The following is a 24,244-nucleotide window of genomic DNA, read 5'->3' as shown; positions in this document are numbered from 1 at the left end:
TGTACGTCTCAGAACGCCGCGTAGAGCCGGCCGGGGTTGAAGATCCCCTTGGGATCGAGCTGGGCCTTGAGATTGCGGTGATACTTCATCAACACCTCGGGCAGCGGTGTGAAGGGCTCGATGGCGGCCGGGCGGGGGCCGTAGCAGGTGGCGTGGCCACCGGCGGCCTGGCACGCCTGACGCACGGCCTCGGCGTCCAGTTCGGTGCGCAGCCAGCGCTGGGCGCCGGCCCAGTCGTGAATCATCAGACTCTCGTCAATGCCGGGCAGGTCCAGTGCCGGCGCGCGGTGGGGCAGCGAGAGTCGCCACAGCGGCGCTTGGCCGGCACGGAAGAACGGCAGGTGTTGGTCGCGCAGGGCGGGCCAGAAGGCATTGTCGAGTTCATCGCCGCCGATGCGCGCGCGGGTGGCGGCTACCGAACTGGGGCCGCCTTCCAGGCGCAGATGCAGGGCACCGTCGAGCCAGGCCGCGGCGCTGAGAGGCAGCGGCTCGCGGCCCCATTCGGCCAGGCGCCGGCGAGCCTCGTCGAGGGAGAGCTCCAGACGCAGGCTGTGGCTGGCGCCGGGCTTGGGCAGCACCTTGAACGAGACCTCGGTGATCAGACCCAGGGTGCCCTGGGCGGCCACCATCAGCCGCGACAGGTCATAGCCGGCCACGTTTTTCATCACCTCGCCGCCGAAGCGCTGCTCGATGCCTTCGTGGTTGATGACCCGGGCCCCCAGCACGAAGTCACGCACACTGCCCGCCCAAGGGCGGCGAGGGCCGGACATGCCGGTGGCGACCATGCCGCCCACGGTGCTCGCCGCACCGTAGCGGGGGGGCTCGAAAGGCAGCATCTGGCCGTGCTCGGCCAGGGCCGCCTCGAGGTCGACCAGCGGCGTGCCAGCGCGTACCGAGACCACCAGCTCCACCGGATCGTAGAAACGGATGCCACTGTGTTCGCGAGTCGACAGCTCACCGGCTTCGACCTCGCGGCCGTAGAAGACGCGCGTGTCGCCGCCGACGATACGCAGCGGAGTATCATCGGCGTTGGCCTGGCGGATTCGCTCGGCCAAGGCTGCGCTGGCGTCATGGTCAGAGAGAGGCGTTGCGTTTGCCATGGTCACTCCAGTTCAGCCTTGCAAGGTATCGGGAGCGGCGTCGGTGCTCGCGCTCTTGATGGTGCGAAACTCCGAACAGCGCGCCGGGGTGGGAATGTTCTTGCCGGGGTTGAGCAGGTCGCGAGGATCGAAGGCGGCCTTGGCGGCGCGGAAGGTCACCAGCTCGTCGGGGCGGAACTGGGCGCACATCTGGTTGATCTTTTCGCGGCCGACGCCGTGTTCGCCGGTGATGGTGCCGCCGACCCTGACGCACAATTCGAGGATCTCGCCGCCCAGCGCCTCGGCCACGGCCAGTTCTCCCTCGCGGTTGGCATCGAACAGGATCAGCGGGTGCATGTTGCCGTCGCCGGCGTGGAACACGTTGGCGACGCGTAGCCCATAGCGCTTGGAGAGATCGGCGATGCCCTTGAGCACCCGGGCCAGTTCGCGTCGCGGAATGGTGCCGTCCATACAGTAATAGTCGGGCGACATGCGGCCCACGGCGGGAAAGGCATTCTTGCGCCCGGCCCAGAACCTGGCGCGCTCGGCGTCGTCGCGGGCTTGCTGGATACCGGTGGCGCCGGCTCTCTCGAGTACCGCGCGCACGGTCTCGCAATCGTCATCGACGTCGGCTTCGACGCCGTCGAGTTCGCATAGCAGGATCGCCTCGGCCTCCACGGGGTAGCCGGCGCCGATGAAGTCCTCGGCGGCGATGATGGCGAGCTTGTCCATCATCTCCAGGCCGCCGGGGATGATGCCGGCCTCGATGATGGCGCCCACGGCATTGCCGGCTTTCTCCACGTCGTCGAAGCTGGCCATCAGTACCTTGGCCACCTCGGGCTTGGGCAGTAGCTTGACGGTAATCTCGGTGACCACGCCGAGCATCCCTTCGGAACCGTTGAATAATGCCAGTAGGTCGAAGCCAGGGGCGTCCAACGCATCGCTGCCGAATGTCATGCGCTCGCCTTCGATGGTGAGGACTTCCACCTTGATCACGTTGTGTACCGTCAGGCCGTATTTCAGGCAATGCACACCACCGGCGTTCTCCGCCACGTTGCCGCCAATGGAGCAGGCGATCTGCGACGAGGGGTCTGGCGCGTAGTAGAGCCCGTAGGGCGAAGCCGCCTCGGAGATGGCCAGGTTGCGCACGCCGGGCTCGACCCGGGCGACGCGTGCCTCGGGGTCGATCTCGAGGATGCGTGAGAAGCGCGACATGACCAGCAATACGCCATGTTCCAACGGCAGCGCGCCGGCGGAAAGGCCGGTGCCGGCGCCGCGGGTCACCACCGGTACGCCAAGGCGATGGCACTCCTTGAGCAGGCGCTGTACCTGATCGAGAGTGTCGGGCAGCGCTACCAGCAGGGGCAAGGTGCGGTAAACCGAGAGACCGTCGCACTCGAAGGGGCGCAGATCCTCCTCGCGATGCAGTAGCGTCATGCCCGGAATCGCCTGGGCGAGGCTGTCGCGAATGGCGGTCTTGTCCAGCTCGGGTGCCGGTCCGTCGAGTCGTTCATCGTAGAGAATGTTCATGCAAACGCCTCGCTGTGTGTCATGGCGGCAGGACGAGTGTCGTGGCCGCCAATCTGCGTGACCTGCCATCCTTTGTCCAGCCTTTGGTACACTGGTATTGCCAGTTTGCCGAGTGCTTGTGGAAAACATTTTCAAAATACATCATGGGCCGCTCGATGCCACTGGGTCAATCCGATCCGACCGACCGACCGACCGACCGATTCCAGGAGACGTCATGCCGCGAGAACTGTCATTGCCGGCCCGTACGCCCGATGCGATCGCGGCCCACCTCGAGCAACTCATTCTCGATGGCGTGTTCCGGCCGGGACAGTTGCTGCCCTCCGAGCGACGCCTGTGCGAGCGCCTCGGCGTTTCGCGGACTTCGCTGCGCGAGGGGCTGCGCGTGTTGCGCAGCAAGGGCATCATCGTCACGCGCCAGGGCCAAGGCTCGGCGGTGGCGGCGCTGCTGCCGGGGCGCGACGACAGCCCGCTCATGCACCTGTTCCGCGACCATCCGAGGACCCTGTTCGATCTGCTGGAGGTCCGCTCGTTGCTCGAAGGGGAGTCGGCCAGGCTGGCCGCGGAGCGCGCCACCCCGGCCGACCGTGTGGTGATCCAGCGGCGGTACGAGGCGATGGTCGAGTTCGTGCAAAAGGGTGAGACGGTGGAGGTCGAGCGCCTGGCGCATCTCGATCACGCCTTTCACCTGGCGATCAGCCAGGCCTCCCACAACCCGGTGCTGGTGCATACCCTGCAGTCGCTGACGGATCTACTGCTGAGCTCGGTTTTCGCTTCGGTGAAGAATCTCTACCACCGCGAGGCGCCGAGGCAAATGATCAACCGCCAGCATGCCCGGCTCTATCGCGCCGTGATGGAGGGCAAGCCGCAGGCGGCACGGCGCGCGGCGGTGGACCATCTGGACGGCATCGGCGAGCAGCTGCGCGAGATCGAGGCGGAGGAGCGACGCCTGGAGCGTTCGGCCATTCGCCTCGACGTGTGGGAGTGATCCTCAGGCGTTGGCGGCATCGAGCGTTCGCTCTTCCTCGATCACGCCGGCGAGTGAGACTGCTTCGAGTTTGTTGCAAAGGTGATCGCGCAGTATCTGCCCCAGCCGTTTTCCATCACGCGCCTCGAGGGCAATGATCATGTGTTCGTGGTCCTGCACGGCTCTGTGCCAGAAGTCGTCGGTCATTTTCTTGGAATAGCGAACTCGCTTCACGCGTTGACTGAGGTTGCTATACATCTCCTGCAATACTTCGTTCGCCGAGGCGGCCAGGATCCCCTCGTGGATCTTCTGGTTGACCTGAAAATAATTCGCTAGGTTGCGATCGCGGTAGTGCCGGAGCATTTCGTCATGCAACGCACGAATGGCCTTAATCCCTTCGTCGCTGATGTTCTGGCAAGCGAGTTCGCCGGACAATCCCTCGAGAGCTCCCATGAGGTCGTAGGTATCCTTCACCATCTTCAAGGTCAGGCGCATCACCCTGGCCCCACGGTTGGGCAGTAGCTCGATCAGACCCTCGGAGGCAAGAACCTTTAGCGCTTCCCGCAGCGGCGTGCGGGATACTCCGAATCGCTCGCAGAGCTGCTTCTCCGATATTCGCTCTCCCGGCGCGAGATCCCCCCGCTCGATGAGATCCCGGACGCGGTCGGCCACTTCCAGGTAAAGACTGCGATGTTGGATTTTGCTCATGGCATGAAGTCCTAAGGCAATACGTCCCGTTAGCCCCGGCCGGGGTGCCGGCTGCGTCGCCGGGCTTGTCAATTCATCCGGTGGATAAGGGCCTATCTGGCATTCTTTCACGAAAGATATTAAGAATTCAAAATTCATCCATATTTCTGTCTCGGTAAGCATAAGGAGTTTCTCATGGTCGGCAAGGTCTTCCGCAGTCAGTTTCAGCTTAATCGCTCCCAGGCCAGGGCCATTCTCGACGGAGCCTTCGCCAAGGCGCGTGAAGCTTCGATGGAACCTCTTACCGTAGTGGTGCTCGACGGTGGCGGGCATGTCGTCGCCGCCGAGCGCGAGGACGGCTGTGCCCCGCTGCGTTTCCCCGTGGCTCAGGGCAAGGCTTTCGCCGCCCTGGGTAATGGGGCCTCGAGCGGCGTGGTCGGGGCCCGCAATGCGGAGCGACCGGCTTTCCTCGCTAGCGTGGCCGCTGCCTCGGCTGGACCTTTCGTCCCAGTGCCGGGGGGGGTACTGATTCTTAATAACGAATCACACGTCATCGGTGCTGTGGGCGCCAGTGGCGCATCTTCAGGCGAAGATGAGATGGCCGCCATCGCCGGTGTCGAGGCGGCGGGATTGGCTTGGGGGCTAGAACCCGACTGAATCGGATCTCTTCTCGACTAAAGTTTAATACCTGATAATGAATTTTGAATTCAAATTGATACCGTGACGGTCGGACTCACCGAGCCGTTGGATGGCCGAGGATGACTCGGGCCGTCGGAATATGTCCTCGGTCCAGCATGAGCCGCCAAGGCCTGGCGACTGCCCCTTGAGAAAATGTTTCGCCTGGGCAGCACCTACAACAACAAGCCAGCACTGGAGTATCCGATGAAGATGATCAAGACGACCTTCGTGACCACCTTTCTTGCCCTGGGCCTGTCGCCAGGGTTTGGCATGGCCCAGACCGAGCTGCAGTTCGGTCATGTGGGCAACCCCGGGTCGCTATTCGATGTCTCCGCCAAAGAATTCGCCGAGCGTGCCAATGAGCGGTTGGGCGATGATTACAAGGTCGAGGTCTACGGATCGAGCCAGCTCGGTGGCGACGACTCCATGATGCAGAAGCTCAAGCTCGGCCAGCTCACCTTCACACTGCCTTCCACTGTGATGTCCTCTGTGGTCGATGAATTTGGCCTGTTCGAGATGCCCTACCTGATCAAGGATCGGGAGCACATGAAGCGGGTCATCGACGAGGTCATCGAACCCGATCTCTATCCGCTGGTGGAGGAGGAGGGCTACAAAATTCTTGCCGTGTGGGAGAACGGTTTCCGCCAGATCACCAACAACAAGCGGCCCATCGAGACGCCCGAGGACCTGGAGGGCCTGAAGCTGCGCACGCCGAAGGGCGCCTGGCGGGTGCGCATGTTCGAGGAGTACGGCGCGAACCCCTCGCCCATGGCGCTCTCGGAGGTCTTCACGGCGCTGCAGACCGGCACCATGGACGGCCAAGAGAATCCTCTAGTGCAGATCCACTCCCAGAAGTTCCAGGAAGTCCAGGACTACCTGTCCATGACCAACCACGTCTACACGCCCGCGTATGTGGTGGTTTCCAAACGCCATTGGGAGGATTTGCCGGAGGACGTTCGCAATATCCTCGAGGAGACCGCCCAGGAGGTCCAAGGCTTCGTCTACGAGACCGCTGCCAGGCAGGACGAAGAGCTACTTGGCGAGATGGAAGCGGCCGGCATGGAGGTCAACGAGGCCGACCAGCAGGCCTTCATCGACGCCAGCGGCCCCATCTACGAGCGCTTCGACGAGGAAGTGGAAGGTGGCGGCGACCTGGTCGACCGCGTTCTGGCGCTCGGCGGCGAAGACTGAACCTCACTGAGTGAGTCCACGGCCGCTCCCATTCGGGGCGGTCCTTTCCCTGTTCGACGGAGTGGCTTGCATGTCCCTCGCGAAATTGCGATCCGGCTTCGAGTGGCTGCTCGAGGTCATCACCATGCTGTTGGTGGTCTCTCTGACAGTGGTCGTGCTGCTCGGCGTCACCTTCCGCTTCAGCGGAAACTCCCTGGGGTGGTACGACGAGGTTGCCGCCGTGATGCTGGCCTGGGTGACCTATTACGGCGCCGCTCTCGCTGCCCTCAAGCGCGCCCATATCAGCGTTCCGGGTTTCGTCTACTCGCAGCCCCGTACCGTGCGCGTGGCGCTGGTGGCGCTGGGTGAAACCATCATTATCGCTTTCTTCGTACTGCTCGCCGTCTATGGCGTCTATGTCATCGGTGTCCTCAGCGGCTCGACTCTGGTCAGCGTACCGATTCCGATCGCTGTCACCCAGTCGACTATCCCGATCGGCGCGGCACTTTATGTCATTGCCGAGCTGCTCAACCTCCCGGCCATTCTGCGTGAGGCCTGGGAAGGCAAGCGGCCACCCTCGGAGCAGGACATCGTGGAGGAGTTGCAATGACGACGGCACTGATCCTGCTGGCCGGGCTGGCCATGATCTTCATCAATATCCCCATTGCCGTGGCACTGGGCGCGATTTCCATCGTTGCCATGTTGTGGATTCAGGGCACCAACAGCCTGCTCGGCTTTCCGCTGGTGATGTTCGAGGGATCGACCAAGTTCCCATTGATCGCCATTCCCCTGTTCATCCTGGCCGGCGCCATCATGAACACCGGCGGCATCTCTCGTCGGCTAATCGACTTCGCTTCGGCGTTGCTCGGCTTCATCCGCGGCGGACTGGCCATGGTCAACGTCGGCACCTCGCTGTTCTTCGCCGAGATCTCGGGGTCTGCCGTCGCCGACGTGGCCGCCCTCGGTTCCATCTTGATGCCGGAGATGAAGCGCAAGGGTTACCCGGCCCCGTTTGCCGCCGCTATTACTTCCTCTTCGGCCTCGCTGGCGATCATCATCCCGCCCTCTATCCCCATGATTCTTTATGCCGCCATGGCCGACACCTCGGTGGTGCAATTGTTCGTCGCCGGTATCGTGCCCGGCCTGGTCGGCGGTGTCTTGATGATGGTGCTCGCTTGGTATTTTGCGGTTCGCTATAACTGGCCAGTGGAACATACCTTCCAACTGAAGCGGGTGTGGACCACCTTCAAGGCGGCGGGGCTCGCCTTCGTATTACCGCTGGTTATCCTCGGTGGGATCTTTGGCGGTTTCATGACCGCTACTGAAGGGGCGGCCCTGGCGGTGCTGGCTTCGCTGCTGATCAGCTTCCGTTACAGAGAGCTGAGATGGTCGAAGCTACGCGCAGCCATGGTCGAAGGCGGCGTGCAGACTGCCGTCGTGATGCTACTGGTGGCGAGTTCGGCCCTGCTCGGGGATTTCCTCACCCGCGCCCAGCTGCCGCAAATGCTGGCGACGTTGATCAGCGATTTTACTGATAACAAGTTTGCCGTACTAGCGCTGCTGAACATCTTTCTGTTGCTGATCGGCATGATCCTGCATTCGGCGGCAGCGATCATCCTTACCGTACCCATCGTCATGCCGTTGGTAATGATGGTCGGCATCGATCCAGTCCACTTCGGCATGATCGTCACGCTCAACCTGGCGATCGGCCAGCAGACTCCCCCGGTGGCCAGCGTGTTGATGACGGCGTGTTCGGTGGCCAAGGCGGATATCTGGGAGGTATCGAAGGCCAACGTGCCGTTCGTCGTTCTGCTGTTCATCCTGCTGATGCTGGTGACTTACGTGCCGCTCTTTCCGATGGGCCTAGTGGAGCTGTTCTACCGGTGAGCCCGACGACCCCCTGAGAGGAGAATTCGGATGGCTGATTCATTGATCTTCCGGCGCGAGGGAGCCCTCGCCTGGATCGGCTTCAACCGACCCGACAGCCGCAACGCCATGACCTGGGAAATGTACGACGCGCTCGAGGCCTGCTGCGACCGGCTCGCCGTGGACGACGACGTCCAGGCGGTGGTGCTGCATGGCGTCGGCGGAGAGGCCTTCGTGGCGGGTACCGATATCAACCAGTTTGCCGAATTCTCTCAACCGGAGGATGCCGTCGCTTATGAGCGGCGCATCGACCGGGTGGTTGGCAAGTTGGAGGCATTACCCAAGCCGACCATTGCCCTGATCGAAGGCGCCTGTGTGGGAGGCGGGGCCGCCCTGGCGCTGGCCTGTGACTTCCGTTACTGCACGCCTTCGATGAAGTTCGGCGTACCCATCGCCAGGACGCTGGGCAATACCCTGTCGATGACCAACGTCTCGCGGATGGTCGACATGATCGGCGTCGCCCGCACCAAGGAGGCGCTGATGATGGCCAAGCTGTTCGATGCCGAGGAAGCGCGGCAGGTGGGGCTGGTCAACGGCGTTTTCGCTCCCGAAACGATCGTCGACGAGGTGACCTCCATCGCGGCCGAATTCGGCCGGCGCGCGCCGCTCACCGTCCGAGCCAGCAAGGCGCTGGTGGGGCGGGTCCTGGAGGCGCGCAGGGCCGCCGCGGACGCTGGCGATGACTGGGTTACCACCTGCTATATGAGCGACGATTTCCAGGCGGCGGTGAACAAGTTTCTCAACAAGACACCCTTCGAGTGGACCGGTCATTAACGCCTGTGACAACGCTCAGGCAAGAGCCAACTCATCGACAAGTGGAGTGGAGTGCATGCTTCCCTTACAGAACCTGAAAGTACTGGATATCTCCCAGATCATGGCGGGGCCTTACTGCACCATGGTGTTGGCCGACATGGGGGCCGACGTGCTCAAGGTCGAGAAGATCAAAGGCGGCGATGACAGCCGCCAGATGGGCCCCTACGTCAACGACGAGTCGACCTGCTTCTCGCAGATCAACCGTAACAAGAAGAGCATCTCCCTCAATCTGAAAGACGAACGGGCCCGGGAGATCTTTTACCGCTTGGCCAAGGACGCCGACGTCATCGTCGAGAACTACCGCACCGGGGTGACCCGATCGCTTGCGATCGACTACGACACCATCAGGGAAATCAATCCGGGCATCGTCTATTGCTCCATCTCCGGTTACGGCCAGACCGGCCCCTACAGCCATCGTGGCGGTTTCGACCTGGTGGCCCAAGGCATGACCGGCCTGATGTCGATGACCGGAGAACCGGGCCGGCGGCCGCTGAAAACCGGCATCGCCGTCTATGACATCGGTGCGGGCATCACGGCCGTCTACTCGATTCTGGCCGCGTATATCCATCGGATGAACACGGGGGAAGGGCAGCATATCGACATCGCCATCACCGAGTGCGGCCTGCCCTGGTTCACCTGGGAGGCGGCCGCCTACTTCGCCGAGGGCAGAGTCCCTGAGCCCACCGGCTGGCGGCATCGTGTCTCCGCCCCTTACCAGGCGGTCAAGGCCAGCGACGGCTACATCATGCTGGGCTGTGCCAATCAGCGTACCTGGGAGCGCTTCTGCCGGGACGTGCTCGAGCGAGAGGATCTGCTGGTTGAGCCACGCTTCCAGACCAACTACGACCGTGGCCAGCACGTCGAGGAACTCGAGGCGGTGCTGGAGGAGATCATGGTCGGGCGGGAAATGCATCACTGGCTGGATCTCTGCGACAAGGCCGGTGTACCGGCCGGGCCGATCAATGACTTCGCCCAGGCCATGCAGGACGAACACTATCAGGCCCGCGGCATGGTGCAGGAAATGGAACACCCGGTGATCGGCAAGATGAAGACCATCGGTTTTCCCAGCAAGTTTTCACGCACGCCTTCGCAGATCAGAAGCCCGGCGCCGCTATTCGGCCAGCATACCGATGAGGTACTGGCGGAGCTCGGACTCTCCGCGGAGCAACTCGAGACGCTGCGAGAAGAGGGTTGTATCAGGTAACTCTTTTGTTGTTTAAAAGTGAATTCATTATCAAAAATACAAAATGTGCATTGGAGATAACCGCATGCTGAACCTCGATTTCCATCCTTCCGGCCGTCACTTCCTGCAAATCCCCGGCCCCTCGCCGGTGCCGGATCGCATTCTGCGTGCCATGAGCCTGCCGACCATCGACCACCGCGGCCCGGAGTTCGGCGCCCTGGGGCTCACGCTGCTGAATAAGATCAAGAAAGTCTTCAAGACGCACCATCCGGTGATCATCTACCCAGCGTCCGGTACCGGCGCCTGGGAGGCGGCTCTCTCCAATACCTTGTCCCCGGGTGACCGGGTGTTGATGTTCGAGACCGGCCATTTCGCCACTCTATGGCACAAGATGGCGCGACGCCTGCAACTTGAGCCCGAGTTCATCGGCCTACCCGGTTACGAGGGATGGCGCCACGGCGTCCAGGCCGACATGATCGAGGCGCGTCTGAAGGAAGACACGGCGCATGAGCTCAAGGCCGTCTGCGTCGTCCACAACGAAACCTCCACCGGAGTGACCAGCGATATCGCCGCGGTGCGTCGTGCCATCGATGCGGCTGGCCACCCGGCACTGCTGCTGGTCGACACCATCTCGGGCCTGGCCAGCGCCGATTATCGCCATGATGAGTGGGGCGTGGACGTGACCATCTCCGGCTCCCAGAAAGGCTTGATGCTGCCCCCGGGCATCAGCTTTAACGCCGTTTCCGACAAGGCCATCGAGGCCAGCCGCCACAACCGCATGCCGAAGAGCTTCTGGGCCTGGGACGAGGTCCTCGAGGCCAACAAGAACGGCTACTGGCCCTATACCCCCAACACCAATCTGCTCTATGGACTCAACGAGTCGCTGGACATGTTGTTGGATGAAGGGCTCGACCACGTGCTGGCGCGCCACCAGCGCTGGGCCGCCGGCGTGCGCCGGGCGGTCGAGGCCTGGGGGCTGGAAATCCAGTGCCAGGATGCCGCCGTCTATTCGCCGGTGCTGACCGGCGTGGTAATGCCGGAGGGCGTCGATGCCGACGAGATCCGCAAGGTCATCTACGAGCGCTTCGACCTGTCGCTGGGCATGGGCCTTGGCAAAGCCAAGGGCAAGATGTTTCGCATCGGCCATCTGGGCGATTGCAACGACCTGACGCTGATCGCCACGCTGGGCGGCTGCGAGGCAGGCATGAAACTGGCCGGGGTAGAACTCAAGGAGAGCGGTGTCTGCGCCGCGCTCGACTACTTCGCCAACCACCCGCTGAAAAGCGGCCATTGACATCGGCTTTGATCAGCAGCACGGCTAGGAGGGAAGCATGACATCCCTGAAGGATAACACCCGGTCTCGGGATGCCAGGGTCAAGCCGGTCACCGATTTGGCCACCCGGTTTTCACGGGAGCTGCAGGGCGAAGTGCTGTTCGACCATGCCTCCCGGGGTCGCTACTCGACCGATGCGTCGATCTACCAGGTGATGCCGGTCGGAGTGGTCATACCCCGCGATCAACGCGACCTGACGTTGGCCCTGGACATCGCTCGCGACGCCCGGGTACCGGTGCTGGCGCGGGGCGCCGGCACCAGCCAGTGTGGCCAGACGGTGGGCGAGGCGGTGGTGATCGACAATTCCCACTGGCTCAATCAGATCGTCGAATTCGATGCCGAGGCGCGCACCGTGGTGGTCGAGCCCGGCATCGTGCTCGACCACCTCAACGCCTGGCTCAAGCCCCATGGCCTGTGGTACCCGGTGGACGTGTCCACCAGTGCCCAGTGCACTCTCGGCGGCATGGCCGGCAACAACTCCTGCGGGTCGCGCTCGATACGCTACGGCAACATGGTGCATAACGTGCTGGGGATGGAGGCGCTGCTGGCCGACGGCAGTGAGGGCCGCTTCGGGTTCGTAGAGGAGCTGCCTGCCTCGGGACGGGTGCGGGAGCTGGCGGAGAGCGTCAAGGCGATCGCCACAGGCGTAGCCTCGGAGATCCGCGAGCATTTTCCCAAGGTGCTCCGGCGGGTGGGCGGTTACAACCTCGATATCTTCGACTGCCAGAATCCCAAGCCCTACGACCCGGACGGGCGCGTCAACCTGGCGCATCTGCTGGTGGGTTCCGAGGGCACCCTGGCGGTCAGCCGGCGCATCAAGTTGAGGCTTTCGCCGCTACCCGACCATAAGGTGCTCGGGGTGGTGAATTTTCCCACCTTCTACCAGGCGATGGACGTCACCCAGCACATCGTCACCCTGGATCCCACCGCGGTGGAGCTGGTCGACCGCACGATGATCGAGCTGTCGCTGGAGAATCCGTCCTTCCGCCCGGTGATCGAGAGGGCACTGATCGGCAAGCCCGAGGCGATCCTGTTGGTGGAATTCGCTGGCGTCGACCGCGACGCCCAACTGGCGTCTCTGGCACGACTCAATGAATTGCTGGCCGACCTGGGGCTGCCGGGGTGCGTGGTCGACATGCCGGAGCCGGTTGAGCAGAAGGCGTTGTGGGACGTGCGCAAGGCGGGGCTCAACATCATGATGAGCATGAAGGGGGACGGCAAGCCGGTCTCCTTCATCGAAGATTGCGCGGTGCCGCTCGAGCATCTGGCCGAATACACCGACAAGCTGACCGAAGTGTTCCATCGCCACGGCACCGAGGGCACGTGGTACGCCCATGCCAGCGTCGGTACCCTGCACGTTAGGCCGATTCTCGACATGCGTCGCGATGGCGCCAAGAAGATGCGCGAGATCGCCGAGCAGGCTTCGGCACTGGTTCGCGAGTACAAGGGGGCCTATTCCGGCGAGCACGGCGACGGGCTGTGTCGCGGCGAATGGGTCGCCTGGCAATTCGGCAGTACCGTCAATGGCGCCTTCAAGGAGGTGAAGCGGCTCTTCGATCCGGAAAACCTCTTCAATCCCGGCAAGATCGTCGACACGCCGAAGATGGACGACGAGGACTACTTCCGCTTTCCGGCCTCTTATCGCAGGATTCCGCTGACCCCGGTATTCGACTGGTCGGCGTGGGACGTCGAGCGCGCCCCGCTGACCGGTGAGCAGAGCGCACCCGGGACTGGCGGCGATGCCACCCACGGCCTCGCCATGGCGGTGGAGATGTGTAACAACAACGGCCACTGCCGCAAGTTCGATGCCGGCACCATGTGCCCCAGTTACCGCATCACTCGCGATGAGCAACACCTGACGCGTGGACGTGCGAATACCCTACGCATGGTGCTGTCCGGCCAGCTCGGTGACGAAGGGTTGGCCAGCGACGAGGTCAAGGAGGCGCTGGACCTGTGCGTGTCGTGCAAGGGCTGCCGACGCGACTGTCCCACGGGTATCGACATGGCCAAGTTCAAGATTGAGGCACGTACCGCCCGGGCAAAGGTCAAGGGGCTCACGCTGCGCGATCGTCTGGTCGGCGAGATGCCGCGCTACGCGCCTTGGGCGAGCCGAATCTCAGGCTTGCTGGGCGCCGCCGAGCGGTTGCCCTTCGTCTCGCGGCGAGTGAAGCAGGCGCTCGGGCTGGCCGAGCAGCGTGACTTTCCTCGATTCCATGGCAATTTCCTGGCCGAGGACCAGGGCCGATCGATGCAGGCGTCCCGTGAGGTGTTGCTGTTCGTCGATACCTTCAATAACTACATGGAGAGCGAAAACGCTCGCGCCGCCAAACGGGTGCTGGAGAAGGCCGGTTATGGCGTGCACCTCAACGTCAAGCCGGGCGAACGTCCGCTGTGCTGCGGGCGTACCTACCTTTCCTCGGGCCAGTTCGACAAGGCCAGAGCCGAGGCGAAACGCTCCCTTGACCATCTGCTGCCCTTCGTCGAGCGCGGCGTGCCTATCGTCGGGCTCGAGCCGTCGTGCCTGCTGAGCATGCGCGACGAATTTCTGCAGTATGGCTTCGGAGACGCGGCGCGACGACTTGCCGATTCGGCCCTGTTGTTCGAGGAGTTCCTGGTCAAAGCACACGACGCGGGGGAGTTGGCGCTCGAATTCAAGCCGGTCGATTATTCCAGGGCGATGCTGCATGGCCACTGCCACCAGAAGGCCTTCGATGCGTTGCGTCCGATCGAGCGGGTGCTCGCCTGGATTCCAAGGCTCGAGGTCGAGACGATCGCATCCTCTTGCTGCGGCATGGCGGGCAGTTTCGGCTACGAGGCGGAGCATTACGAGGCCTCGATGCGAATGGCCGAACTGTCGCTGTTACCGGCGATTCGTCAAGCTGACGACGACACCGTGCTGGTTGCCGGTGGCACGAGCTGTCGCCACCAGATTCACGACGGCAGCGGACGCGAGGCGGTGCACGTGGCGCGTCTGCTGGAGAAGTCGCTGGTCTGAAGCGAGCCCGCGAGGCAACATCGCTTCATGGGACGACCGCTGTCGGCCCGGTACCGTGAGGGCGAACGACACAATGATCGATCTACGCAGTGACACCGTGACCCGACCCACCGCCGCCATGCGTGAGGCCATGGCCCGTGCCGAAGTCGGCGATGACGTTTGGCGCGACGATCCGACGGTTACGGCTTTCGAGGCCGAAGTGGCCGAGCATGCCGGCATGAGGGCCGGCTTGTTCGTGCCCTCGGGGACCCAGAGCAACCTGATCGCGCTGCTGACGCATTGCCAGCGGGGCGACGAGTTCCTCGCTGGCGACGGCTCCCATATCTATCGGGATGAAGGGGGAGGGGCCGCGGCGTTGGGCGGGATCTCCGCTCAGCCGCTGCCCCACGAGGCCGATGGCAGCCTGGCCCTCGATCGGCTGCGACGAGCCGTCAAGGGAGAGGACATTCATCACGCCAAAACCCGTCTGCTGGCGCTGGAGAACACGTTTCGCGGCAAGGTACTGCCCGAGGCGTATACGCGGGAGGCCACCGAGCTGGCACGGGGTCTTGGCTTGGCCACGCATCTGGACGGGGCGCGGTTGTTCAACTCCGCGGTGGCCTCGGGGCGTCCGCTGGCGGCGCTCTGCCGAGGGTTCGATTCCGTGTCACTTTGTTTCTCCAAGGGGCTAGGCGCCCCGGTGGGTTCGGTGCTGCTGGGAAACGAGGCCTTTATCGGGCGTGCCCGACGCTGGCGCAAGACGTTGGGGGGAGGCATGCGTCAAGTGGGCATCCTGGCGGCGGGCTGCCGGTATGCCCTTCGACATCACATCGAACGCTTGGCGGAGGATCACCACAACGCCCGGCAATTGGCACAAGGCCTTGGTGAGATAGCAACGGTCGAGGTGAGGGCGTGCGACACCAACATGGTCATCGTGTCGGTTCCCGAGTCTCACTGTGCCGCGCTCGGCACGTTTCTGGCCGAGAGGGGCATCCTCGTTGCCGCAGCTCCGACGCTGCGCATGGTGACCCACCTCGACGTTTCGGCGGGTGACATCCACCATGTTGTGGCGAGTTTCAAGGCATATTTTGCCACCTGAGCCTCTTGGGGCGGGCAGTCTCTGGAGGAAAGTCTACGGAGGGTAAGTCATGGCAATCTATCAGTATGGCGAGCATCGGCCGCAGATAGGCGGGAACGTCTATGTGGCCGAGACGGCCGACGTGATCGGTCAGGTCACACTTGGAGATCATGCCAGCATCTGGTACCAGGCGGTGCTGCGCGGCGATACCGACCACCTCGAGGTCGGCGAACGCAGCAATATCCAGGACGGCGCAGTGCTCCATGCCGATCCCGGTTTCCCCTTAAACGTGGGCAATGACGTGACGGTGGGCCATCAGGCCATGCTGCACGGCTGTACTATCGGCGACGGCAGCTTGATCGGCATCCAGGCGGTGATCCTCAACGGTGCGGTGATCGGCAGGAACTGCCTGGTGGCCGCCGGGGCGGTAGTCAAGGAGGGAGCCACCTTTTCCGACAATTCGCTGATCGTCGGCGCGCCGGCCAAGGTGATTCGCCAACTCTCGCCCGAGGCGATCGAAGGGCTAGCGAAGAACGCGGCGGGCTACGTCGAGCGCGGCAGTCGGCATGCACGCGAGCTCAAGCGTATCGGTTGAGCGCTCTTGGGGAACAAGAAAAAGCCCTGTGTCCGTGACGACACAGGGCTGTCTCGTTGCGGTGGCGTCAGCTGCCGATCTGAAGCAGCGGGTCGGAGACGCCGATCACGTAGAAGGCCACCAGGGCAATGGTACCCGCGAAGGCCAGGTAGTACAGCGTCGGCAGGATCGTCTTACGGATGGTTTCGCCCTCGCGACCGAGCAGGCCCACGGTCGCCGAAGCCGCCACCACGTTGTGGATGGCGATCATGTTACCGGCAGCAGCCCCCACGGCCTGCAGCGCTACCATCATGGCGGTGGAGACGCCGAGCGCGCTGGCCACGTTGAACTGGAAGTCGGCCAGCATCAGGTTGGACACGGTGTTGGAGCCGGCGATGAAGGCGCCCAGCGCACCCACGGCAGGGGCGAAGAAGGGGTACACGTCGCCCACGCTGCTGGCCACGAACTGGGCCATGGTAACCGGCATGGAGGCAAGATCGGCGGCGTTGACGCCCGAGTTGATCAGAATGCGCACCATGGGCACGGTGAAGATCAGCACAAAGCCGGCGCCGAAGATGGTCTTGGTCGATTCCGAGACGGCCGCGCTGAGCTTGCGCCCGTTCATCTGGTGCAGGAAGTAGGTGACCAGCACCACCATGAGAATGATGCCGCCGGGCAGGAACAGGGGCTCGATGCTGCCACTGATCCCTGCCTCGCCGAGAATGTTGGTCCAGCCGAAACTTACCGAGTTGAGAGCGGCGCGCAGCGGGTCAATCACACGTGACGCCACCAGGAAAAGGGCCAGCAGGACATACGGAAGCCAGCCGCGCAGGGCCGACATCGGTGCTTTTTCACTGAGTTCGTCGAGCTTGATCTGGAAGCTGCCGACCCACGAATCCGGCCACGCGGAGGCGTCAGGGAAGTCCCAGGTATCCTTGGGCAGTAGAAAGCCCCGGCGCGCCGCGGGTACGACGATGGCCAGCCCCACCATGGCGCCAATCATCGAGGGGAACTCCGGACCCAGGAAGATGCCGACCAGCACGTAGGGAATGACGAACGCGAAACCGGTAAATATCGCGAACGGTGCGATGGAGAGCCCTTCGGTCCAGGAGCGGTTGGCGCCAAAGAAACGCACCATCACGGTGACCAGAATCAACGGCATCAGAATGCCGACGATGCCGTGCGTGATGGCCACTTCGCTGGTGATGAGCTGGAAAAAGACGTCCCAGCTCGAACCGCCGGCTTCGAGGGTTTCGGTGATGCCGGCGCGATCGAGGCCACTGGAGACACCGACGACGATGGGAGTACCCACGGCGCCGAAGGAGACCGGGGTAGACTGTAACATCATGCCCACCACCACGGCGGCCAGCGCCGGGAAGCCGAGCGCCACCATCAGCGGGGCGGCCACGGCGGCCGGGGTGCCGAAGCCGGAGGCCCCTTCGATGAAGCAGCCGAACAGCCAAGCCACGATCAGGGCCTGGACGCGGCGGTCGGGGCTGATGCCCGAGAAGCCATTGCGGATCGCAGTGATGCCACCCGAGTGCTTTAGCGTGTTGAGTAGAAGGATAGCGCCGAAGATGATCCACAGCAGACCTGCCGTTTGAATCAGGCCTTGGAAGGTGGAGGCTAGGACCCGTGAGAAACTCATCTCCCAGGCGGTGAGGGCGATCACGGCCGTCACCAGGAAGACTACGGGCATGGCGATTTTAGCGGCCATGCGGAAGCCGATCAGCAGAATGCCCGCGAGTAATAGCGGTGTGAAGGCGAGTAGGGCTAGAGTCGTATCCGACATGACGTTTCCTCGGTTTCTCCTTGTTGAGTACACCATCGCGACTGTCGCGGCTGGGTAACCCGGCGCGCACGGCCGACGGGAGGCAACGATACGAAGTGCGAGCGAAACTTGCCATCATGGCTAATTGGTATGACCAATATGATGGGGCCGATGCGATTGCGTGAAATCGAAGAGAAACAATAGAAAACAGTGGCTTGAGTAAGAAATCGAATGCTTGCCGAGCGTTGCGAAGGAGGCTGTCATTAGACTAATGGACAGGCTGTCAGCCTGGCTTCGTCCGGTCACGGGGCGCTTGGCAGCGGCAAGTCAAGACTGGCACTATCGAACATTCAGACACAGGCCAGGAGGCGGCATGGCAAGGGTTCTCTACGATCTCTGTGGTATCGACGAGGGGCTGCGTTTCTCTCCCTATTGTTGGCGGGTGCGCTACGCGCTGGCACACAAGAGGCTCGATTTCGAGACGCGTGCCTGGCGCTTCACCGACAAGGAGGCACTCGCCTTCGCCGATTATGACAAGGTGCCGGTGCTGGTCGACGGCGACGAAACCGTCACCGACAGCTATGCGATCCTCCGTTACCTGGACCGCGCCTATCCCGAGGCACCGTTGCTGGGCGATGGTGTCGCCGAGGCTCGGGCCCGTTTTTTCAAACACTATGCCGAGCGTTCCCTGGCGCCGGCCATGATGCGTACCATTATCATGGACCTGCTCAACGCCATCGACCCCAAGGATCGCGGCTACTTCCGCGAAACGCGTGAGAAGCGCTTCGGGAGAACGCTCGAGGAGTTCCACTCTCCGGCCAAGGGGCTGGCTCAGCTCGATGCCGCCCTGGCGCCCCTGCGTGGTCATCTGAAGGAGAGCGATTTCCTCGATGGCGAGGCGCCGGCAGCGGCCGACTACCTGGTGTTCGGCAGTTTCATGTGGGCCCGGGTGGTATCGACTGCCGACCTGGTTTCCAATGCCGATCCTGTCTACGGCTGGATCGAGCGCATGCTCGACCTGCATGACGGCATGGGGCGCAAGGCCATGCGCGTCACGGATATCGAGGGTGCCTATCGCTGAGGAGAAGACATCGGTATTATCGGAGGATTGGTGCAGTGCACAAAAAATGTTGCAACGCACAAATCGAGCTGCTATGTTGCATTGCAACAAGGCTCCTTCCTGCCTTGGCAACGCAACGATGGAGGTAGCTCATGAGCAAGACTCAAGAGAAAGCGACTCAGCAGCTCGAAAGCCTGTTCTTCGCCCCGGCCCGAGCCTATGGCGCGCTCTCGCTGGAGTACTACGAGAAATTATTGTCGGCTCAGTTCGATGCGTTCCGTAGCTACTCTGACCTGACGCTCGCTCAGGCGCGCGCCTGGGTGGATGTCAAGGACTCCGAGGGTCTCAAGCAGGTCGTGGAGACCCAGCAGAAGGTCGTCAAGGAGTTTGGCGAGCGCCTGCAGGGCGACACCAAGAAGGTGGTCGATCTGAGTCAGGAGTTCCTGCAGAAGGGCCAGCAATTGGCCGAGCAGAACGTCAAGAGTGCCAGCGCTACCAAGTAAGGTGGCCGGGACGCAATGGGGCCGTCGCCTTCGGGCGACGGCCCCATTTTCGTATGCGCCGTCAAGACGCATCGTGGCGACCGGATGACTGGCCCAGCAGTTCCATCACTTCCTCCTCCTCGACCTGACCGAAGTCGGCGTAGAACTGACCGACTGCCATGAAGTGCTTCGGTACCTCTGGACAGACGACCTCATCGGCTACCGTTTCCAGGCGCTCCACGGCGCTGGGCGGAGCAACACCGAGCGCGGCGATCAAACGCTCGGTACGGCCTTGTAGCGTTTTCAATGCCGCTTCCATGGTGGCGCCCGTCGCACTGCCGTCATCGACGACTATAACGGTCCGTCCCTCGGGCGGTATCGGCGGTCGTACCGGGCTGTAGCGCTGACGCCGCTCCTTGAGCAGCTGTCGCTGCTGCTCGGCTTCGTGCTCCACCGCTTGCTGCGGAAAGCGTGACGCGGCCTCGTCCAGCTTCATGCTGCCATCCTCGCTGATGGCCCCGATGGCGTATTCGGGATGTCCCGGGGCGCGAATCTTGCGTACCAGTACCACGTCCAGCTCGCCTTCGAGCAAATCCGCCAATCGTCGCCCCATGGGCACGCCGCCGCGGGGAATGGCCAGTACCAGCGGATGTGAGCCCTTGAGGTGCTCGAGTTGCTGGGCGAGCCGTTCGGCAGCCTCTATGCGATCGCGAAACATGCCGGTCTTCTCCTCCCGTTGCCAGGTCTCTTCCAGTGTAGCTGTGCGAACTGCGTGAGAGAGGCGGTACTCGACAGTAAGTCGAGAAAGGGGTGGCAAATATTTCTGTATACAATAAATTAATATATTGTCGCCTGTTAATCGGCTAACTGAGATACATTTTTTGACCGATTGGACAGGTTATCGAGTCGTAGCGAGCGCTGACGGCTTTGGCGTGTAGACGAAGGGCCTCTTGCCGTCATTCGAACAATCAGCGGTTTTGGCTCTTCGTATACAGAAACACAACAACGACTGGATGGATCCATGCGAAAGGTTCAGAACACCTCCATTTTCGATTTTCATGGCCGGCCTTCGCTGGCCAAGGCATTGCCCTTGTCGCTGCAGCATGTGCTGGCCATGATCGCCGGTGTCATTACACCTCCCATTATCATCGCGGGGGTGGTGGGTGCCACACCGCAGGAAAAGCTCCTGCTGATACAGATTGCGGTGCTGGCTTCGGGGGTCTGCACCCTGTTTCATCTCTATGGGGTATGGAAGTTCGGCGCACGGCTGCCGGCGATCTTCGGCGTAGGCTTCGCCTACGTGCCGACCCTGATCGCGGTGGGTGCACAGTTCGGTATCGAGGGTATCCTCGGGGCGCAGCTCATCGGCGGCATCACCATGATGGTGGTGGGTTACTTCATCCAATACATTCGGCACCTGTTCCCGCCGGTGGTGGCGGGCACGGTGGTGCTGGTGATCGGGTTGTCGCTTTACGACATTGCCGTGCGCTACATGGCGGGCAGCGGTAATGTCAACGCGCCCGACTTCGGCGAACCGCTGAACTGGATCGTGGGGCTTGCGACCCTGGCCACGGTGCTGGCCGCCTCGCAGTTCGGCCGGGGGGTGATCAAACTCTCGGCGATCATCGTGGGTATCGTCGTGGGATATCTGCTGTCGCTGGCGCTGGGCATGGTCAGCTTCGATGCCGTTGCCGCCGCCGACTGGGTCGCAATGCCCCGGTTCATGCCCTTCGCGCTGGAATTTCATACTTCGGCGATCATTGCCATGGTGATCATCTGCGTGATCAATTCGGTGCAAACCATTGGCGACCTGTCGGCGACCACCGTGGGCGGCATGAACCGCGAGCTCAAGACAACGGAGCTGACCGGCGGCTTGCTGGGCAATGGACTGACCACGACGGCGAGCGCCTTCTTCGGCGCCTTGCCGACCTCCACGTTCAGCCAGAACGTCGGCATCGTCGCCATGACCAAGGTAATCAGCCGCTTCGTGCTGGCGCTGGCCGGCGGCTTCATGCTGCTGGCGGGATTCAGTCCCAAGTTCGGTGCCCTCATGACCACCATTCCCTATCCGGTTCTCGGCGGGGCCACCGTCACTGTCTTCGGCATGATCACCATGACCGGCATCAAGCTGCTGATCAAGGATGAACTCTCCGCTCGCAACATGACCATCGTCGGGCTCGCACTCGCCCTGAGCCTGGGCATTGCCGAGGTTCCGGCAGCGATCGAACGCTTCCCGGAATGGCTGCAGAACGTGATCGGAGGAGCGCCCATCGTGGTGGCGGCGATCACCGCCTTCGTGCTCAATCTGCTATTGCCGCACGTGACGCTGGCCGATGAGGCTTGCGAGCGAGAGGCGATGGCGAGGGAGGATGCCGGCGATACCGATAGGGATACGCTTGGAGAGGCAGGCCGAGATCAACGTCGCCGCGCTGGGCGTGACGGAGCGCAAGCGGCGACCAACGGTGTCCAAGGCGGCTGATCCTATCGCGCCTGCAGCCGGCGATGCCGGCGGCGGGGGGCTCCGTTACGTGAAGCGATCCCGAAACGAAACGACCCGCGGCAAGTGCTGTGCCGCGGGCCATTGCTCGAAGGGCGATAGCGCTCAGGACTGGGCGCGATCGTCCAGGCGAAGGCGGGCGATGCGGTTGATTTGCTCGATGGCCGTGCGCCGTTCTTCGTCGGGGGAATTGACCAGCCGTGTTTCGAAGGCGGCGAGAATGGCGTGCCGGTTGCTGCCTTTGACGGCCATCACGAAGGGAAACCCGAATTTGGCCTTGTAGGCCTCGTTGAAACGCTCGAAGCGAGCCATCTCTTCCGGTGTGCATTGATCGAGCCCGGCACCGGCCTGCTCACGTGTGGAGTCATCGGTCAGTTCGCCGGCAACGGCGGCTTTGCCGGCCAGGTCCGGGTGGGCGCGGATCACTTCGAGCTGCCGTTCCGGCGTGGCTTCTCGCAGTGTCCGGCCCATGGCCTCGGCCAGGCCGGCCGGCGTGTCGTGCTCGCTCGTCAGGCCGCGCTCCCAGGTCAGCTCGGCCACCCAGGGGGAGTGTTCATAGATATCGCCGAAGCGTGCTACGAAAGCGTCGCGGTCGAGCTCGCTGGGCCTAGGATCGAGCGTCCTGTGATGGTTCATGATCGTCTCCAGAGGCTGGGAAAGGGTGGGTTTCATCAAAGTGTATACAAAAAAATTTTGAAATGTACTACCGAAATGGCTAAAACTGTCTTCAGAAGGTCCTGTCAGCGGCGACCTCGCATAGATTCGAAGTCCGGGGCGACCCTGCCCCCGGCCAACCACGGAGAGAATAGAAGCCATGGGACGACTGACCACGCACGTTCTGGATACCGCTCAAGGACGGCCCGGCGAGGGCATTCGCATCGAGGTCTTTCGCCTCGAAGGTGAAGCGCGCACGTCGCTCAAGACGGTGACGACCAACGACGACGGGCGCTGCGACAATGCCATCCTGGAGGGCGGCGACTTCACCTCTGGCGAGTACGAGCTGGTATTCCATGCTGGCGATTACTTGCGCCGGCAAGGTGTCCAGGCGAAAGAACCGCGCTTCCTCGACGTGATTCCGCTGCGCTTTGGCGTGGCCGATGCATCCCAGCATTATCACGTCCCGCTGCTGCTTTCGCCCTATGGATATTCTACCTACCGCGGCAGCTAAGCGTTATCCGATAGCTGGCTGCGCTCGGCCATGCGGCGTAACAACAACTAAGCTGAGATAATCAGATGCAAGCTTACCTCCTGGATTTCGCTAATTTCATGCTGCGCTGGCTGCACGTCATCGCGGCCATCGCCTGGATCGGCGAGTCGATCTACTTCGTGATGCTGGACAATAGCCTGCGCACGCCCAAGGCCGACGAGGATCGGCAAAAGGGGGTGTTCGGGGAGTTGTGGGCCGTGCATGGGGGCGGCTTTTATCACAACCAGAAGTACGCCACGGCGCCCGCCAAGCTGCCGGAGGATCTGCATTGGTCGTTCTGGAAGGCGTACACCACCTGGCTGTCGGGCTTCGTGCTGTTCGTCATGCTCTACATGACCAGCCCCGGCTTCTACCTGGTCAACCCCGACAGCAGCTGGGCCTGGGCGGCCAACCTGAGCGGCTGGCAGGCCAACGTGGTGGCGCTGCTGTTCCTGCTGGGCGGCTGGGTGGTCTACAACGAGCTGTGCAAGCGCATCAGCCCCAACATGGAGCGTGATGGCGTACTGAGCCTGGCCGTGGCCGTGATGATGGTGGTGGTCGCCTACCTCAGCACCCAGATATTCGCCGGACGGGCCGCCTTCCTGCTCACCGGCGCGGTGATGGCCACCGCCATGTCGGCCAACGTCTTCTTCTGGATCATTCCCGGCCAGCGCCGCATGGTGACGGCGATGAAGGCCGGCGAAGCGCCCAACCCGCTGGACGGCAAGCGTGGCAAGCAGCGCTCGGTGCACAACACCTACTTCACGCTGCCGGTGGTGCTGCTGATGATCAGCAACCACTATTCCTTCGCCTACTCCCACGAGTACGCCTGGGTGATCATGTCGCTGTTCATCTTCGCTGGTGCCTTGATCCGCCAGTTCTTCGTGGTGATGCATGCCGGCAAGATCCAGCCCGCCTACCCGGCGGCAGGAACGGCATTGATCGCCGTGGCCTTTTGGGTCGGCATGCCGGGCAACGGCGCCTCCCGCGATGTCATGGCGAACGAGGAGGGTACGAGCTTGGCCGAAGTCGAGACCATCATCGAATCGCGCTGTGTCGCCTGCCATTCAGCCAGCCCGACCCAAGGGGGCTTCGGTTCGGCACCGGCCGGGGTGAGCTACGACACCACTGCCCAGATCGAGGGGCATCGCGAGAAAATCCAGGAAGTGGTGGCCAGCCGCTACATGCCGCTGGGTAACATGACCGGCATGACCGACGAGGAGCGCGAAGCGATCGCCGCCTGGTCGGAGTGATTCCGC

At 62.7% G+C, this 24,244-nt stretch carries 22 protein-coding genes; 16 read left to right on the top strand and 6 right to left on the bottom strand.

Annotated features, from left to right (window positions below):
* Positions 1–8 precede the first annotated feature (8 nt).
* Positions 9–1,100, bottom strand: coding sequence for a glycolate oxidase subunit GlcE (gene glcE / locus F0A17_RS07755; RefSeq protein ID WP_149327778.1), 1,092 nt, complete (start codon positions 1,098–1,100; stop codon positions 9–11).
* A 12-nt stretch (positions 1,101–1,112) separates the two neighbouring features.
* A complete protein-coding gene (glcD, locus tag F0A17_RS07750; protein WP_149327777.1) occupies positions 1,113–2,609 on the bottom strand; it encodes a glycolate oxidase subunit GlcD in 1,497 nt (498 codons plus the stop codon).
* 214 nt (positions 2,610–2,823) lie between these two features.
* On the opposite strand from glcD, the gene glcC reads away from it, so the two are divergent.
* The gene (gene glcC, locus F0A17_RS07745; protein ID WP_149327776.1) at positions 2,824–3,594 is read left to right on the top strand and encodes a transcriptional regulator GlcC; all 771 of its coding nucleotides are present in this window, start codon (positions 2,824–2,826) and stop codon (positions 3,592–3,594) included.
* Between the two features lie 3 nt (positions 3,595–3,597).
* On the opposite strand, the gene F0A17_RS07740 is transcribed toward glcC, so the two are convergent.
* On the bottom strand, positions 3,598–4,443 hold the full coding sequence (locus F0A17_RS07740; RefSeq protein WP_228716835.1) for a GntR family transcriptional regulator: 846 nt from the start codon (positions 4,441–4,443) through the stop codon (positions 3,598–3,600).
* A gap of 12 nt (positions 4,444–4,455) precedes the next feature.
* On the opposite strand from F0A17_RS07740, the gene F0A17_RS07735 reads away from it, so the two are divergent.
* The 10 genes from F0A17_RS07735 (at position 4,456) to F0A17_RS07690 (ending at position 16,010) form a co-directional block, all read left to right on the top strand.
* Positions 4,456–4,917, top strand: coding sequence for a GlcG/HbpS family heme-binding protein (locus F0A17_RS07735; RefSeq protein ID WP_149327775.1), 462 nt, complete (start codon positions 4,456–4,458; stop codon positions 4,915–4,917).
* A 225-nt stretch (positions 4,918–5,142) separates the two neighbouring features.
* Positions 5,143–6,129, top strand: coding sequence for a TRAP transporter substrate-binding protein (locus F0A17_RS07730; RefSeq protein ID WP_149327774.1), 987 nt, complete (start codon positions 5,143–5,145; stop codon positions 6,127–6,129).
* Between the two features lie 70 nt (positions 6,130–6,199).
* On the top strand, positions 6,200–6,718 hold the full coding sequence (locus F0A17_RS07725; protein ID WP_223111509.1) for a TRAP transporter small permease: 519 nt from the start codon (positions 6,200–6,202) through the stop codon (positions 6,716–6,718).
* Positions 6,715–7,995 carry a TRAP transporter large permease gene (locus F0A17_RS07720; RefSeq protein ID WP_149327773.1) on the top strand — a complete coding sequence of 427 codons (1,281 nt, stop codon included), beginning with the start codon at positions 6,715–6,717 and terminating at the stop codon, positions 7,993–7,995. The genes F0A17_RS07725 and F0A17_RS07720 overlap by 4 nt, the downstream gene beginning before the upstream one ends.
* A 30-nt stretch (positions 7,996–8,025) precedes the next feature.
* Entirely contained in the window at positions 8,026–8,808 is a 783-nt protein-coding gene (locus F0A17_RS07715) for an enoyl-CoA hydratase (protein ID WP_149327772.1), read from the top strand.
* A 55-nt stretch (positions 8,809–8,863) separates the two neighbouring features.
* Complete coding sequence (locus F0A17_RS07710) at positions 8,864–10,051, top strand: CaiB/BaiF CoA transferase family protein (protein WP_149327771.1); 1,188 nt, start codon at positions 8,864–8,866, stop codon at positions 10,049–10,051.
* Positions 10,052–10,115: 64 nt separating this feature from the next.
* Positions 10,116–11,324, top strand: coding sequence for a pyridoxal-phosphate-dependent aminotransferase family protein (locus F0A17_RS07705; protein ID WP_149327770.1), 1,209 nt, complete (start codon positions 10,116–10,118; stop codon positions 11,322–11,324).
* Between the two features lie 37 nt (positions 11,325–11,361).
* Positions 11,362–14,358 carry an FAD-binding and (Fe-S)-binding domain-containing protein gene (locus tag F0A17_RS07700; protein WP_149327769.1) on the top strand — a complete coding sequence of 999 codons (2,997 nt, stop codon included), beginning with the start codon at positions 11,362–11,364 and terminating at the stop codon, positions 14,356–14,358.
* A 73-nt stretch (positions 14,359–14,431) separates the two neighbouring features.
* Positions 14,432–15,436: a low-specificity L-threonine aldolase gene (gene ltaE / locus F0A17_RS07695; RefSeq protein ID WP_149327768.1), complete on the top strand. Its 1,005-nt coding sequence runs from the start codon at positions 14,432–14,434 to the stop codon at positions 15,434–15,436.
* Between the two features lie 49 nt (positions 15,437–15,485).
* Positions 15,486–16,010 (top strand): gamma carbonic anhydrase family protein, encoded by a 525-nt coding sequence (locus F0A17_RS07690; protein WP_149327767.1) that lies wholly within the window; start codon positions 15,486–15,488, stop codon positions 16,008–16,010.
* A 67-nt stretch (positions 16,011–16,077) separates the two neighbouring features.
* On the opposite strand, the gene F0A17_RS07685 is transcribed toward F0A17_RS07690, so the two are convergent.
* The gene (locus F0A17_RS07685) at positions 16,078–17,781 is read right to left on the bottom strand and encodes an L-lactate permease (protein ID WP_149327766.1); all 1,704 of its coding nucleotides are present in this window, start codon (positions 17,779–17,781) and stop codon (positions 16,078–16,080) included.
* Positions 17,782–18,133: 352 nt separating this feature from the next.
* On the opposite strand from F0A17_RS07685, the gene F0A17_RS07680 reads away from it, so the two are divergent.
* Together F0A17_RS07680 and F0A17_RS07675 are read left to right on the top strand one after the other, a co-directional pair.
* Complete coding sequence (locus F0A17_RS07680) at positions 18,134–18,841, top strand: glutathione S-transferase N-terminal domain-containing protein (RefSeq protein WP_149327765.1); 708 nt, start codon at positions 18,134–18,136, stop codon at positions 18,839–18,841.
* Between the two features lie 131 nt (positions 18,842–18,972).
* A complete protein-coding gene (locus F0A17_RS07675) occupies positions 18,973–19,323 on the top strand; it encodes a phasin family protein (protein WP_149327764.1) in 351 nt (116 codons plus the stop codon).
* Between the two features lie 61 nt (positions 19,324–19,384).
* Here F0A17_RS07675 and F0A17_RS07670 read toward each other — a convergent pair whose 3' ends face one another.
* Positions 19,385–20,020 (bottom strand): phosphoribosyltransferase, encoded by a 636-nt coding sequence (locus F0A17_RS07670; protein ID WP_149327763.1) that lies wholly within the window; start codon positions 20,018–20,020, stop codon positions 19,385–19,387.
* Between the two features lie 303 nt (positions 20,021–20,323).
* Here F0A17_RS07670 and F0A17_RS07665 point away from each other — a divergent pair, with 303 nt between their 5' ends.
* Entirely contained in the window at positions 20,324–21,781 is a 1,458-nt protein-coding gene (locus F0A17_RS07665) for a uracil-xanthine permease family protein (protein WP_149327762.1), read from the top strand.
* Positions 21,782–21,904: 123 nt separating this feature from the next.
* Here F0A17_RS07665 and uraD read toward each other — a convergent pair whose 3' ends face one another.
* Entirely contained in the window at positions 21,905–22,435 is a 531-nt protein-coding gene (gene uraD / locus F0A17_RS07660; RefSeq protein ID WP_149327761.1) for a 2-oxo-4-hydroxy-4-carboxy-5-ureidoimidazoline decarboxylase, read from the bottom strand.
* 178 nt (positions 22,436–22,613) lie between these two features.
* On the opposite strand from uraD, the gene uraH reads away from it, so the two are divergent.
* Together uraH and F0A17_RS07650 are read left to right on the top strand one after the other, a co-directional pair.
* Positions 22,614–22,967, top strand: a complete 354-nt coding sequence (gene uraH / locus F0A17_RS07655) for a hydroxyisourate hydrolase (RefSeq protein ID WP_149327760.1) — start codon at positions 22,614–22,616, stop codon at positions 22,965–22,967.
* Positions 22,968–23,032: 65 nt separating this feature from the next.
* Complete coding sequence (locus F0A17_RS07650; RefSeq protein ID WP_149327759.1) at positions 23,033–24,238, top strand: urate hydroxylase PuuD; 1,206 nt, start codon at positions 23,033–23,035, stop codon at positions 24,236–24,238.
* Positions 24,239–24,244: the final 6 nt, after the last annotated feature.

It is taken from the genome of Billgrantia pellis (assembly GCF_008297955.1).
Classification (GTDB): Bacteria; Pseudomonadota; Gammaproteobacteria; order Pseudomonadales; family Halomonadaceae; genus Halomonas; species Halomonas pellis.
This window is presented reverse-complemented; position numbering and strand designations above follow the sequence as displayed.